The organism is Clostridium ragsdalei P11 (genome assembly GCF_001675165.1).
Taxonomy (GTDB): Bacteria; Bacillota; Clostridia; order Clostridiales; family Clostridiaceae; genus Clostridium_B; species Clostridium_B ragsdalei.
The window spans coordinates 96,099-110,642 of record NZ_LROS01000044.1 but is presented as its reverse complement, the minus strand read 5'-3'; the positions used below and the strand labels follow the sequence as shown (position 1 = coordinate 110,642).

At 28.9% G+C, this 14,544-nt stretch carries 14 protein-coding genes; 11 read left to right on the top strand and 3 right to left on the bottom strand.

Features of this window, described 5'->3' with window-relative positions:
* Positions 1 to 21: 21 nt before the first annotated feature.
* The 4 genes from CLRAG_RS15650 (at position 22) to CLRAG_RS15635 (ending at position 3,423) form a co-directional block, all read left to right on the top strand.
* The gene (locus CLRAG_RS15650) at positions 22 to 726 is read left to right on the top strand and encodes a zinc dependent phospholipase C family protein (RefSeq protein WP_065079250.1); all 705 of its coding nucleotides are present in this window, start codon (positions 22 to 24) and stop codon (positions 724 to 726) included.
* Between the two features lie 91 nt (positions 727 to 817).
* Entirely contained in the window at positions 818 to 1,345 is a 528-nt protein-coding gene (locus tag CLRAG_RS15645) for a class I SAM-dependent methyltransferase (RefSeq protein ID WP_154105002.1), read from the top strand.
* A gap of 31 nt (positions 1,346 to 1,376) precedes the next feature.
* Positions 1,377 to 3,089: a B12-binding domain-containing radical SAM protein gene (locus CLRAG_RS15640; RefSeq protein ID WP_065079248.1), complete on the top strand. Its 1,713-nt coding sequence runs from the start codon at positions 1,377 to 1,379 to the stop codon at positions 3,087 to 3,089.
* Positions 3,090 to 3,114: 25 nt separating this feature from the next.
* A complete protein-coding gene (locus CLRAG_RS15635) occupies positions 3,115 to 3,423 on the top strand; it encodes a hypothetical protein (RefSeq protein WP_065079247.1) in 309 nt (102 codons plus the stop codon).
* Between the two features lie 281 nt (positions 3,424 to 3,704).
* On the opposite strand, the gene def is transcribed toward CLRAG_RS15635, so the two are convergent.
* Positions 3,705 to 4,175, bottom strand: coding sequence for a peptide deformylase (gene def / locus CLRAG_RS15630; RefSeq protein WP_065079246.1), 471 nt, complete (start codon positions 4,173 to 4,175; stop codon positions 3,705 to 3,707).
* A gap of 201 nt (positions 4,176 to 4,376) precedes the next feature.
* Between def and helD the strand changes: the two genes are divergently transcribed.
* Positions 4,377 to 6,674, top strand: a complete 2,298-nt coding sequence (gene helD, locus CLRAG_RS15625) for an RNA polymerase recycling motor HelD (protein ID WP_065079245.1) — start codon at positions 4,377 to 4,379, stop codon at positions 6,672 to 6,674.
* 162 nt (positions 6,675 to 6,836) lie between these two features.
* The gene (locus CLRAG_RS15620) at positions 6,837 to 8,006 is read left to right on the top strand and encodes an FprA family A-type flavoprotein (protein ID WP_065079244.1); all 1,170 of its coding nucleotides are present in this window, start codon (positions 6,837 to 6,839) and stop codon (positions 8,004 to 8,006) included.
* 26 nt (positions 8,007 to 8,032) lie between these two features.
* On the opposite strand, the gene rocF is transcribed toward CLRAG_RS15620, so the two are convergent.
* Both rocF and CLRAG_RS15610 read right to left on the bottom strand, forming a co-directional pair.
* Entirely contained in the window at positions 8,033 to 8,932 is a 900-nt protein-coding gene (gene rocF, locus CLRAG_RS15615; protein WP_065079243.1) for an arginase, read from the bottom strand.
* 220 nt (positions 8,933 to 9,152) lie between these two features.
* Positions 9,153 to 9,317, bottom strand: a complete 165-nt coding sequence (locus tag CLRAG_RS15610; protein WP_023161755.1) for an aspartyl-phosphate phosphatase Spo0E family protein — start codon at positions 9,315 to 9,317, stop codon at positions 9,153 to 9,155.
* A gap of 481 nt (positions 9,318 to 9,798) precedes the next feature.
* Here CLRAG_RS15610 and CLRAG_RS21425 point away from each other — a divergent pair, with 481 nt between their 5' ends.
* From CLRAG_RS21425 to CLRAG_RS15585, 5 genes are all read left to right on the top strand, one after another.
* On the top strand, positions 9,799 to 9,981 hold the full coding sequence (locus CLRAG_RS21425; RefSeq protein ID WP_063553924.1) for a DUF896 domain-containing protein: 183 nt from the start codon (positions 9,799 to 9,801) through the stop codon (positions 9,979 to 9,981).
* A gap of 11 nt (positions 9,982 to 9,992) precedes the next feature.
* Positions 9,993 to 10,913: an HPr(Ser) kinase/phosphatase gene (hprK, locus tag CLRAG_RS15600; protein ID WP_065079242.1), complete on the top strand. Its 921-nt coding sequence runs from the start codon at positions 9,993 to 9,995 to the stop codon at positions 10,911 to 10,913.
* Entirely contained in the window at positions 10,906 to 11,451 is a 546-nt protein-coding gene (locus tag CLRAG_RS15595) for a 5-formyltetrahydrofolate cyclo-ligase (protein ID WP_065079241.1), read from the top strand. Before hprK ends, CLRAG_RS15595 begins: the two co-directional genes overlap by 8 nt.
* 253 nt (positions 11,452 to 11,704) lie before the next feature.
* Entirely contained in the window at positions 11,705 to 12,643 is a 939-nt protein-coding gene (locus CLRAG_RS15590) for a magnesium transporter CorA family protein (RefSeq protein WP_065079240.1), read from the top strand.
* A 455-nt stretch (positions 12,644 to 13,098) separates the two neighbouring features.
* A complete protein-coding gene (locus CLRAG_RS15585; RefSeq protein WP_065079239.1) occupies positions 13,099 to 14,499 on the top strand; it encodes an aminopeptidase in 1,401 nt (466 codons plus the stop codon).
* Positions 14,500 to 14,544: the final 45 nt, after the last annotated feature.

Genomic DNA, 14,544 nt, shown 5'->3' with positions numbered 1-14,544 from the left:
TAAAGAGGAGATTGTAGTTAGATGAAACAAGAAATTGAAAAAACCTATGGAAGTGCTGTAAGAAAAATATTTTTCGCAGTTAACCCACTTAAGAAAAAGATTATGAAAACTAACTGTACTGTTCACAAGTTTATAATTATACGTGCTATTGAAATATTAAAAAATGATAATTATATGGAAGAGTATGAGTTTTTTAGAAAACATGTTAAAAGATTAAATGCTGGGGTTACATGGGCAGATCAGGATTTTAAAAGTTCAAATCATTTCTACCATGTGAGTAAAGGAAAAGGGTTATATGGATTTTCGAATGCACTTACAGAATGTGAGAAATATTATGACAAGTCAATACAATTTCTCAAGAATAAAGAAGTGGAAAGAGCGCTATTTTATTTTGGTGCATCCTGTCACCTTATTCAAGATGTAACAGTCCCTCATCACGTAAATAACAAACTTTTGAGCAGCCATAGAAGATTTGAGCTGTGGATAATAGGAAGGCTTATGACAGATTACTCTTTTGTAGCTGAAGAGGGTGCTATAGTATATGATAAAGTGGAAGATTTTATAAAAAACAATGCAATAATGGCCAATAGCATATATATGAAGAATATAAATATACAATCTAGAGACGAAAGATATTCTAAAGTAGCTGCAACTATTATAAAAGAAGCAGAGAGAACCACAGCAGGCTTTATGATTAAATACTATGGAGAACTAAAAAAACTTTAATATTTTTCCATAAACTGGAGGAATTTTTCCTACTTTTACAGAACATATATAATAAAGATTTAGCTCTGTTTATATATGTTGGTAAAGGATAGTGATTAAATTGAGTAAGGATATATTTATAAATATGGAAAAAGAAATATTCAAAGGAAATTTGTTGGATATAGGTATGGATAATCAAGGCATAATTTATAATATATATAAGGAATTTAATGATAATGTAAACGTGGAATATATAAGTGGGAAGGAAGAAGGCAAAAATATAAAAGAAGATTATTATGATAATTGTATATTATTATTTTCCTTTAATAAATTATGGGTAAAATTTAAAAAGAAAAATTTTATAAAAGATATACACAGCCATTTAGCGAAAAATGGCATTATCCATATATGGGATATTGATAAAGGGTATGGAAAAATTTTTAATGCAGATATAAAGATATTAATACCTGGAAGAAAACTGAGAAAAATAAAAATAAGGGATTTTAACATTTTAAAAGATAATTCTAAGGAAAGTACCATACGACTACTAGACAATTATTTTAAAATTTTGGAATGTAGAAATTCTGACGGACTTTATTATATAAAGGCTGAAAAAAGGAACTTGGTTTGTAAAAGCTAGGACAACTAAAAAAGGATGGGAGACTCATATTATGAAGGTACTATTAGCAGCACTTAATTCAAAATTTATTCACAGCAATTTAGCAGTGAGATATTTAAAGGCTTATACAAAAAAACTTAATTATAATTGTACTATAAAGGAATTTACTATAAATGATAGAAGGGAAAAAGTATTAGAGAAAATTATAGGGGAGAAACCAGATGTAGTGGCTTTCTCCTGTTACATATGGAATATAGAATACATAAAATCTTTAGCGGTACTCATTAAACTTATAAATCCTAAAGTGGAAATTTTGTATGGGGGACCTGAGGTGTCTTATGATAGTAATAGCTTTTTGAAAAACATACCAGGGGAGTATGTAATAGTAGGTGAAGGAGAAGAAACCTACTATGAATTTGTAAAACTCAGGGCAAAATATTTTGAGACTTCGGGAAAAGTTGATAGTAAAGAGTTTTTCTTAGAATTGAGAGATATAAAGGGCCTTTGTTTCAAACAAAATGGAAATGTAATTTTAAATGAACAAAGGCAGCCAATGGATATGAACAAGATAGTATTTCCCTATACAAAAGAAGATAATTTAAAAAATAAAATTGTGTATTATGAAGCTAGCAGAGGATGTCCCTTTAAATGTAAATACTGTCTTTCTTCTACGGGTTTTGAAGTAAGGTTTTTAAATATAGAGAGAGTAAAAAAAGAACTTAAATTTTTAATGGACAAGGATATAAAGCTAATAAAATTTGTAGATAGAACTTTTAATTGTAATTATGAATTTGCTATGGAAATTTGGAAATTTGTAATAAATGCAGATACAGATGCTACATTTCACTTTGAGATTTCTGCGGATGTTTTAAAAGATGAAGAAATAAAACTTCTTAATACAGCTCCTAAAGGAAGAATTCAACTTGAAGTAGGAGTACAAACTACAAATGATACTGTGTTAAATAATATAAATAGATATGTTAAATTTAATTATATATATGACAGGGTGAAGAAAGTTCAAAAGTATCACAACATAAACCAGCATCTTGATTTAATAGCAGGACTTCCTGGAGAAGATTTTGAGTCCTTTAAAAAATCTTTTAATGATGTATATTCTATAAAACCAGAGGCTCTTCAACTTGGATTTTTAAAACTATTGAAGGGTTCATCTATGATAGAAGAAGTCTCCAAATGGGGAATGGTGTATTCACCCTATGCTCCTTATGAGATATTAAAGACAGATAGTATAAGTTATGATGAAATTGTCATATTGAAAAGAATAGAGGAAGTCTTTGATAAATACTATAATTCTGGCAAATTTAAAAATATACTAAATTATTTTGTACCTAAATTTAAAACAGCTTTTGATTTTTACTATGAGCTTGGAGGGTTTTTTTATGATAGAGGATATTTAAATAAAAATATATCTTCCTCAGATTACTATAATGTATTTATAGAATTTGAAAATGAGTGTTTAAATGAAAAAAATATTGAATTAGAAGAGATAATAAAGTATGATTACTTGAAATTTAATAAGAAAAAATGGCTTCCAGATTTTTTAATGAGAGAAAGAAATAAGGAAGAAGAAAAAACTATAAAAGCTAAAATTGATGATGGACTTATAGAGGTATCAAAAAAATATCATATAGAAAAGTTTTTTATAAATATAGAAAGATTTTTAAATGATTCTGTATTGGAGAAAAAAGAGGGGTATGTAGTATTTGATATTGAAAATGATAAAGAGATATATTTATTTCACGAATAAATATATTTAAAAAGGGGTAGGTATTGTGAATATAACTATTGAAGATAAAGCCCTAAGGTATGCAAAGGAAAAAGAAGGGGATTTTGTAGTAAGGAGCATTTCTGCACCAGGAGGATGTTTTTCTATGGATGTAAGAGAAATAACTGTAGAATTTATAAAAGATTTTAAAGTAAATGAAAAGATATTTAACAGTTATAGTTATAAAAAAATAAATATATTTATAGAAAAAGGTCTGGAAATAAAAGATGATGAGGTACTTATATATCAAAAAGCCAAATTACCTTTTATAGGAGAAAGATTTGGAAGCAAAGGGGTTTCTATAAGATACCTTTAAAGGTTTTAAACGAAATTTTGACTTAATACAAAAATAATGCGAAGCAAAGCTTTTGAAAATAACAAAGTTCAAATAACAAAGAACAGATAAAGATGATTTCCATCGTACCCCAGGAAATCTGTAATTTTAATATTTTCTGACTTTAGGAAGAAAATCATCCTTATTTGATATTTTAACTTTGAACTTTGTTCTTTAAAAAATTGTTTCACAATTTACTTAAACTGCAAAAGTGATCTATTAATTTTTAACTTTCAAATTTTAATTAGATATTAAGGGTTCAATTAGAACTCATCTACTTTGTATATTTTCTTTGCCTTATCTGTATATAAAACGCCATCTAGATGATCTATTTCATGACAAAAAGCCCTGGCAAATAGTCCTTCTGCATTGTATCTAACCTCATTCCCATTTATATCTTCACCTGATACAATTACTTTTTTAGGTCTAACTACAATGCCCTCATGACCATTATAACTTAGGCAGCCTTCTGGACCTTCATTTCTACCCATTTTTTTTACTATTTTAGGGTTTATTAAGATTACAGGATTGGTATTTTCTTTTCTCAAATCAATAAATATTATTCTCTTAAGAATACCTATCTGTGGAGCAGATAATCCAACTCCAGAACTAGCATATAAAGTATCCTTCAAATCTTGTACAATACCTAAAGTTTCTTCATCTATATTTTTGACTTTTCTGCTGACTTTTCTGAGTAATTTATCACCAAACTTCAATATTTCTTTTACGGCCAAATGTATTACCTCCTCTAAGTAAGTATATTTAAATTATACAGTTATTTGATTAAACAATCAATAAAGGAAACTTTTGGATGATATGTAAAGTAAGGTATTCCTATCTTGACATACGGTGTTATTAAATATAAAATTTACTTTTGTACTTGTATATTTATTGTAAAAACTATAGACTTCTATAGTATATGGGAGGGAAGAGATATGGCTATAAGTGTTATGAATATGGAAAATGAAAAAGAACATTTAGAAGAAACCTTGAATTGGATAGATATTCAGATTAAAAACGTAAATTCGGAAGATGAAAAGTTAAAAATAATTATAGATGGACTTAGAAAGCAATCTAGAGGCAAATATAATGAAGAATTAGAAACAAAAGAAAAGCTATATAATATAACTCATAAGAATCTTGAAAAATATATGGAAAGTAAGAATAAGCCTTATTTTGGAAGAGTGGATTTTAGAGAATACAAGGGAGAAGAAGAGACTTTCTATATAGGAAAATTTGGACTTGGAGATATGGAAAAAGGCGATGAAAAGGTAATTGACTGGAGGGCTCCTCTAGCAGATCTTTATTATAGTGGAGTTTCAGGAGAAACTTTTTATAGATCTCCTCAAGGTATAATAAATGGAGAACTTAATTTAAAGAGAAAATTCTTGATTGAAGATGGAAAATTAAAAGATGCTTTTGATGAAGGAATAAATGAAATAATACTCCAGTCTGCAGATGAAAATGAAAATGTCCTAGTAGATGAATTTTTGAAAATAAATTTGGAACAAAGTGCAAATAGCAAACTTAAGGATGTAGTTGCTACCATACAAAAGGAGCAAAACAATATAATAAGAACTGAAAAAAATATTTCACTTGTAGTTCAAGGATCTGCAGGTTCTGGAAAAACTACAGTAGCACTTCATAGGCTTGCCTACCTACTTTATAGATATAAAGGTAAAATCCAAGGGGAAGATATTGTAGTTGTAGCCCCTAATAAATTGTTTTTAAATTATATTTCAGATGTACTTCCAAATTTAGGCATAGAAAAAGTCAAACAGGTAACCTTTGAAAAAATGTGCTGCCAGATGTTGAATTTAAAAAGCAAAGTATATACCAAAGATAAAAAGCTGTCTAGCATAATAGAAAATGAAAAATATAGTAGTGTAGAAAATACACTTGAATCCAGTCGTGTTAGGGGAAGCATTTTATATAAAAATTTAATTGATAGGTATATAGAATATATAGAAGAAAGAGATGTAAATATTGATGATATAAAGATAGATAATTATATCCTATTTAATAAAGAAGAAATATGTAGATTGTATTCAAGTGATATGAAACATCTGCCTATAAATAATAGGAAGCATGAGATAAAGAGGTATTTTCTGCTGAAGATAGATGATAAGATAAATAAAATAATGGACAAAATAGATTTTTATTATGAGTATATGATTGCAAGGCTGAAGAAAAGCATGGAAGATGGTCCAGATAGGAGAAAGACACTCACAAGTGTATATAATGAAAGAGATAAAAAGAAGAAAGATACTAAAAATAGGGCAATACAGGCTTTTGAATGTTATTTTAATAGATGGAGTGAGATTGATACAGAAAACCTCTATGAAGAGTTTTTAAATGACAAAGAAGTATTTGACAAGATTATAAAGGAAAATATTTCGAAGAACATATGGAATAATATAAGACAGGAAGTAAAGGAAAATAGAGAAAAAAAAGTAATAGATAGTGATGATTTGGCTCCTCTTTGCTACTTGAAATTTAAAATAGAAGGAGTTTCTAAAAAGTTTAAGTATAAGCACATTGTAGTGGATGAGGCGCAGGATTATAGTGCTTTTCAGATGACCATTTTAAAGGAAATTAGCACAAATGATTCCATGACTATAGTTGGAGATTTAGGACAGGGTATATATTATTATAAAGGAATAACTAGTTGGAAAAAATTAATAGAAGATGTATTTGATTCTAATGCAAAATATACTCAACTTGAACACAGTTATCGTTCTACGATGGAAATAATAAAATTTGCAAATAAGGTTCTTAAGCTTCAGAAAAACAATCTAAAACCTGCAGTACCAGTGCTTAGACATGGTAAAGTACCACAAGTAATAGAATTTAAAAACAATAGAGAATTTGGTGATGCTTTAGATAGGATTGTAGATGAAGTTTACAGTGCAGGCAAGAAAAGCATAGCTGTTATAGGTAAAACCTATGATCAGTGTAAGAAAATAAGAGAGTATTTAAAAAAGTACAGTTCTTATAGTTGGAGTCTGGTAAGGGAAAATGACAATAATTTAAGTTTTGAAAATATAATAATTCCATCTTATATGACAAAGGGATTGGAGTTTGACTGCAGTGTAATTTACAATTGCAGTGAAGAAAATTATGGTGAAAATGAACTTGATAGAAAGATATTATATGTAGTTCTTACAAGGGCACTTCATATGGAATATATATTTTATTCAGGTAAAAAGTCTAAACTCATTAAGAATGTTTAGTTACAAATTCAATTTTGCCAATGCAATGCTATGTATAAGTTAAAACAATAATTATTATTACCAAATATTTAGTTTTACATTTTTAAAATTATGTGATAGAATATCAATAGTTAGATAAAATATAAATGTATTCATATTAAAAAAATAGGATGGTGAATAACTATGGAAAATGTAAAATTAAAAGAAAATATTTATTGGATTGGTGTAAAAGATCCTGAATTAAAAATCTTTGACATAATAATGAATACTAAAGAAGGAAGTACTTATAATTCTTATTTAATTGATGATGAAAAAGTAGCAGTAATAGATACTGTAAAGGATAAAGATGTTTTTTTTGAAAAATATATATCAAATATAAAAGGTATAATAGGTAAAAGAAATATTGACTATATAATAGTACAGCATACAGAACTTGATCATAGTGGATCACTTGCAAAACTCATTGACTTATATCCTGAAGCTGTTGTAGTAGGTACTAAAGCAGCCTTGATGTATTTAAAGGATATAACAAATAAAGAATTTAAGAGCATGGAAGCCCCAAATGAATTAAGTCTTGGAAAGACTAATTTGCAGTTTATAAAGTCACCAAATTTACACTGGCCTGATACGATGTTTACTTATATACAAAATAGAAAAGTATTATTTACCTGTGATTTTCTAGGATGTCACTATTGCCCTAAAGGTTCAATTACTGATAATTCAGATGATTATGATCATGAGATGAAATATTATTTTGATGTAATAATGGGACCATTTAAAAAATTTGTACTTATGGGACTTGATAAAATTAAGAATTTAGATTTTGATATGGTAGGCCCAAGCCATGGACCTGTTCATATAGATGATATAAAGAAATCTATTGAATCCTATAGAAAGTGGGCTCTTACAGAATCTAAAGAAAAAAATGTTCAAATATTTTATATATCAGCTTATGGAAATACAGAAAAAGTTGCTAAATATATAGAAAATGTAATTAATTCAAGAGGAATAAAGGCAGAAGCACATGAAATAACTTCTATTCCTATGGAAGAGGCTATTTCTCTCATTGAAGGAGCTTCAGGTATATTAGTGGGCTCACCTACTATAAACCAGGATGCAGTGAAACCTGCATGGGATATGCTTTCACTTGTATGTGCTATAACAAATAGAGGAAAGGCAGCTGGCGCATTTGGTTCTTATGGATGGAGCGGTGAAGGTGTGCCTATGCTCACAGAGAGATTAAAGTCATTGAAATTTAAGGTAGCTAGTGGTTTTAGATTCAAATTTGTACCTAATGAGGAAAAGCTAAAAGAAGCAGACGGGTTTATAAATGAATTTTTAAATTTACTTTAAAATAAGGAAGGGCATATGTCCCTTTCTTATTTTAAATGCTGAAAAGTCCAGGAAAGCAAATCTATACATAAATTAGAAGTTTTGTCGTCCTGATCTAATTTAGGATTTAACTCTACCATATCCATGGATTTTACAAGTCCGGTTTCCATTAAATATTTTAATATATATTTAACTTCTGTAACGTTTATGCCTTTTTTAACTGGGGTACCTGTCCCAGGGACTAATTGAGGATTTAAAACGTCTATATCGAAACTTAAGTGAAGAGATTGTATTTTATTTTTTTTTAATTTTAAATAAATTTTAGCCATTATATTTTTTATACCCATCACATGAATGTCCTCAGTGGAGTATACACTTATATCTTGCTCTTTTAAAAGATTCTGCTCACCTTCATCTAAAGATCTAGCACCTAGTATAAATACATTTTCTGGCTTTACTTTAGGACCTTTATAATAGAGATTAGAAAGTTTATCATACCCAAATCCCATAGCAGCTGAAAGGGGCATTCCATGTACATTGCCTGAAGGGGAAGTCTTATCTGTATTTATATCCCCATGGGCATCTAGCCATATAACTGCAATATTTCCATTATATTTGCTTGTACCTGAAAGACTTCCAAGACCTATAGAATGATCACCACCTATGGTCAAAGGAAAACTATGGGCACATAGTGAGCTGTAAACTTGATGAGCTAAATTCCTATTTGCATCTAGTATTGGTTTTAAATACTTCATATGAGAATTAAATGTATATTTTTCATCTTCAGGTATATTTAAAACATGGATATCTCCAGCATCATAAGTTGTATGGCCACTTTTATTTAAAATATCTATTATATTTTTTTGTCTCAACTTTTTAGGACCGTATTCTGTGCCTTTTTTATCAGAACCAAAAAAGATAGGTACACCTATTACGCTAACGTCCATTTAAGTTACCTCCCTAATTTAACTTTTGGTAAAATACAAATTTAAGTTCAATGTTATTTTTAGAATTTATTTTAAGCATTATTCTATTTTAATTTTACATATATGGTTCAAATATCTATACCTTAAAATTTGAATGAATGTAATGATTTTAAATCTATTGAGAAGAATAAATTTGAAAAGAAAAAAATAGAAAGAAAAAATAAAATTCAGCTAAAATAAATTAACTAAATTTATTTTCCTTTTGGTATTGTAGAATTAGCCTGTCCAATTTTTCACTGCACTTTACAACAATTTCATCCGTAAGACTACTAGTTTTCATTAATAGATATAAAGTTTCCTTTAGATTGTTTATTTCAACATCTAAAATTCTCAAATTATCATTCATTATCATTCCTCCACAAGAAACTTTGTACTCTTATATTTTACCAGATAATAAGAAAATAACCATATCTTTTATTAGTCACCAATTTGCAGTATATTACAAAAATAAACATAACTTCTGTAGATAAGGTGTGGATTATTCTGTGGAGAAAATGTGGAAAAAAGAAAAAAATGTCTTCATATACTGATATAAATCACCATGGATAAATTTTACAAATCAAAATAATGTCTAAAAGTTTTTAGCATATTTATAAACTTACTATCTTAACTATTATAAAATAGTTGACAATATGGAGTAATTTGTGGAAAATAAAATTGAACAAATGTATCAATGAATCTTACTTAGTGGGAGTATGTTTCTCCCACTAAGTTTAGATGAATTATCTAGGGGCGTAGCTACTGTTAGCTCCCACTTTGATAGAAGAGGGAGTGTTACAGTAGGTAGCCATCAGATAAATTATAAAGTTAGGAGCTGCAGCTATAAAATGGACAAATTAACTGAAAGAATAAATTTTCTTTATAAAAAGAGTAAAACTTCACAACTTACAGAAGATGAAAAAGAGGAACAGAGAAGACTTAGAGAGAAATATATAAACAATATAAAGAAAAATTTAAAAGCTCAACTTGGAGCTATACAACCAAAATCTAATGAAGATGAACTCAATTAAGAGGTGAGAAAATGCCAGTAACAGTAGTAGATATTATAAATGATTTAAATTTGGAAGTTATAAATAGAGGAGAAAATGTAAATGAAATAAAGGAAAGTGATATAAATAGACCTGGACTTCAATTTAGTGGGTTTTATAATTATTACGCTAATGAGAGAGTCCAGATAGTAGGTAAGGCGGAATGGAGCTTTTTAGATGCTATGCAGCCTGAACTTAGAAAAAAAAGGCTTGGAAAATATTTTGAATTTGACAATCCATGTACCATAATAACTAGAAATTTAGTACCTCATAAGGAATTCTTAGAGAGTGCTATCTTAAATAAAAGGTGGATATTAAGAACTGATAGTATATCTACAAGGTTTATAAATAAGGTTATGAATTATTTAGATGATAAATTAGCACCTGAAACAAGGATACATGGCGTGCTTGTAGATGTTTATGGTATTGGAATACTTATAACTGGAGAAAGTGGTATAGGAAAAAGTGAGACTGCACTTGAACTTATAAAAAGGGGACACCGTTTAGTAGCAGATGATGCGGTAGATATAAAGCAAATAGATGGGGTACTTCATGGAACATCACCGTATATTACCTCAGGGATGATAGAAGTTAGAGGAATGGGTATAATTGATATACCTGCCCTTTATGGATTGAGTTCTGTACTTAAGGCAAAGGATATTAACATGATAATATATCTAGAGCAGTGGAAAGAAGATGAAAATTATGATAGACTTGGAATAGACAAGGAGTATTTAAATATACTAAATGTACCTGTAAGAAAATTGAAAATTCCAATTAGACCAGGAAGAAACCTGGCAGTTATAATAGAGGCCGCTGCAGCAAATTACAGATACAGTCTTATATCAAATGTAACTCCTGTAGATGTAATAAGTAAAAGAATAAATGAGGTGGCGAGAAAGAAAAATGGATAAGAGTATTATAAGAAAGGAAATGAAAGAAAAGAGAAATAAATTATCTAATTCACAAAAAGAAAAGTTGGACAACAGTGTACTTCAAAAGGTTATAGAAAGTGAAGAATATAATAAGGCTAACATCATATTTATATTTGTAAGTTATGGAAGTGAAGTGGACACTCATAGAATTATAAAAAAGGCACTTGAGCAAGGAAAAAATATTTGTGTTCCTAAAGTTATATCCAAAGAGGATGGAATGGTTGCAGTTAGAATACATGATTTTAATGAATTAAAAAGTGGGGCATATGGTATATTGGAACCAGAAGATACAAAATTTAAAGTAGAAGAAGCCTCTATAGATTTATGTTATATTCCAGGAGTAGCCTTTGATAAAAGAGGTGGGAGAGTTGGATATGGAGGAGGATATTACGATAGGTTTTTTAAAAAGCTTAGAGAGAACTCCAAAAAAATTGCCCTTGCATATAGGTTTCAGGTACTAGATGAAGTCCCCATGGAAAAACATGATATGTTTATAGATGGTATCATTTCTGATTAAAATATTTACAATTTTATTATATTATCTATTTAAAATATTCATAGATAGATATTAAAAGTATTGTGTCCTTTATATTGTTGGGGGGATTTATGCACAATACTTTTTTTATTTTGTTTAACTTTGCTGCTATAGTATTTTTATACTATAGTTTTTGTCATAAAATTACATCTACCAAGTAATGAATTATTTCTAATTAAAATTAACACACTAATAAGAATGAACTTATTTTTATGTTTACATTGGTGGTGGTTTTATGAAAATACTTGATATAGATAATGGTTTTCAAGAAGTTACGGAAGAAATTGATTTTATAAGCAGCCATTATTGGATATTACTTCATGCAGATGAAATTGAAAAGTTAAAGGATTTTGTAGACATAGATAGAGATAGTATAGAGGAATGTAAAAGTTTTTCACAAGTATCAAAAATAAACTTTTTCAATGGGTACCTCTTTATAATACTTAATGTACTCAATTATGTAGAAGAAATAGTAATTCCTAGAGAATTGAATGTATTTTTAAGTAGAAATTATATAATAACTGTATACAAAGATAAAATTGATATATTAGATGATTTAATACAAGATATATATGACTCTAAAAATTGTTTTGTACTAAAGGACAATCCAAAGGCATCTATATTACTTTACTATATTTTAGACAGAATAGTTATAAAAAATTATGACATAATATCGGCACTAGAGGTTAAAGCAGATAAAATTGAAATAGATGTTTTAAAAAATCCCAAACATGATCAGATAGATAGTTTGATAACCTTGAGAAGACAGGTTTATAAAATAAGAAAATATTTAAATCCACTTATATACATAGGAGATAGCTTGGTTATGAATGACAATCTGGTAATAGAAAAAGACATCTTAGAATACTTTAGCAATTTAAATAGAAAAATAGAAAAACTTATGTTTTCTGTTGAAAGCTTAGTTCAAGATCTGGCTTTAGTAAGAGAGGCCTTTGAATCTGAAACTGCAAATAAAACAAATGAAGTTATGAAAGTTTTTACCGTAATAGCTAGTATATTTTTACCATTAGATCTTATAAGTAGTATCTATGGTATGAATCTAAAAGGAATACCATTTATGGAGATAGAAAATGGATGCCATTATGTAGTAATAATTATGTTTCTTGTGGCAGTCATTCTTATATGTATATTTAAGAGGAAAAAGTGGTTTTAATATAGATATACAAGGAAGCTGCTCACTAATTAATTAATAATTTTCACAGTTAAAAAAAATTGCGAAACAATTCTTTAGAGGACAATTGACAGAGGACATAGGACAATGAAGGTAAGTTTTCTTCCTTATGTCAGAAAACTAATTTATTTTTTAGGCTTGTTTTGCTAATGCAAAATATCGCTTAAGCAGGCATCTAAAATTTATGATTTTTAGATAACTGCTTACTCAGAAAGTACTTCTAAGAAACAAAAGAACATGAATTTCTTTTAAATTAAAGATTTTCCGTAGTGTAATGGAGAAAAATCTTCCTTCACTGTCCTCTGTCAACTGTCATCTGTCCTCTCAAAAATATAAATATATTAGTGTATTTTGTGATAGAATATAATTGTTAATAAAGTGAGGTATAACATTTATTTGCTAATACAATAACATTAATATAGAAGAGGAGAGATAAAATGTCAAAAAGTTTAACTAAGGAATATAAATATGCATGGGACAAATATTCAAAAAAAGATTTTAAAATACTCTTTAAAATTTCAGATGAGTACGAAAAATTTATGTCTAAATGCAAGACAGAGAGAGAATGTGTAAAAGAATTTATATTGAGAGCTGAAAAAAACGGATATAAAAATATAGAGGATATAATGAATGCAAAATCTACTTTAAAAGCAGGAGATAAGGTTTATGCTAATAATAAGAATAAAAATTTAGCTCTTTTTGTAATAGGTACGGAGAATATGGAAAAAGGGATGAGGATACTTGGAGCTCATATAGACTCTCCACGGCTTGATTTAAAGCAAAATCCTCTTTATGAGGATGCTGATCTTGCATTGTTTGACACCCATTATTATGGAGGTATAAAGAAGTATCAGTGGGTTACCCTTCCACTTGCCATTCATGGTGTAGTTATAAAAAAAGATGGAACTAAGGTAGAAATAGTAATAGGAGAAGAGGATGGAGATCCTGTAGTTGGAGTATCTGACTTACTTGTACATCTTGCAGGAGACCAGATGGATAAGAAAGGAAATAAAGTTGTAGAAGGAGAAGATTTAAATGTTCTAATTGGAAGTATTCCAATAGAGGATAAAGAAGCTAAAAATAGAGTAAAAAAGAACATATTGAGAATTTTAAACGACAAATATGGAATAGAAGAAGAGGATTTTGTATCTGCAGAATTAGAAGTAGTTCCAGCAGGGCCTGCCAGAGATTTTGGACTTGACAGTAGTATGGTTATGGCTTATGGCCATGATGATAAAATATGTGCCTATACTTCTTTTGATGCTATGATGAAAATAGAAAATCCAAGCAAGACCTGTGTTACTCTTTTAGTAGATAAAGAAGAAATAGGAAGTGTAGGAGCTACAGGAATGCAATCAAGGTTTTTTGAAAATACAGTAGCTGAAGTAATGTCACTATGCGAAGAATACAGCGATTTAAAACTTAGAAGGGCTTTAACAAATTCGAAAATGCTGTCTTCTGATGTAAGCGCTGCCTTTGATCCAAATTATCCTTCTGTAATGGATAAAAATAATGCAGCATATTTTGGAAAGGGAGTAGTATTTAACAAATATACTGGTGCAAGAGGAAAATCAGGTTGTAATGATGCAAACCCAGAATATATAGCTGAAATAAGAAATATAATGGATAAAAACGATGTATCCTGGCAAACAGCAGAACTTGGCAAGGTAGACCAGGGCGGTGGTGGAACTATAGCTTATATACTGGCGGAGTACAATATGCAAGTTATAGATTGTGGAATAGCACTTCACAATATGCATGCACCTTGGGAAGTAGCAAGTAAAGCAGACATATATGAAGCTGTAAAAGGATACGTTGCATTTCTAAAAGAAATATAAGAAATAATTTGTGGAGACTTTAACTTAATTAAAGCCTCTGCAGAT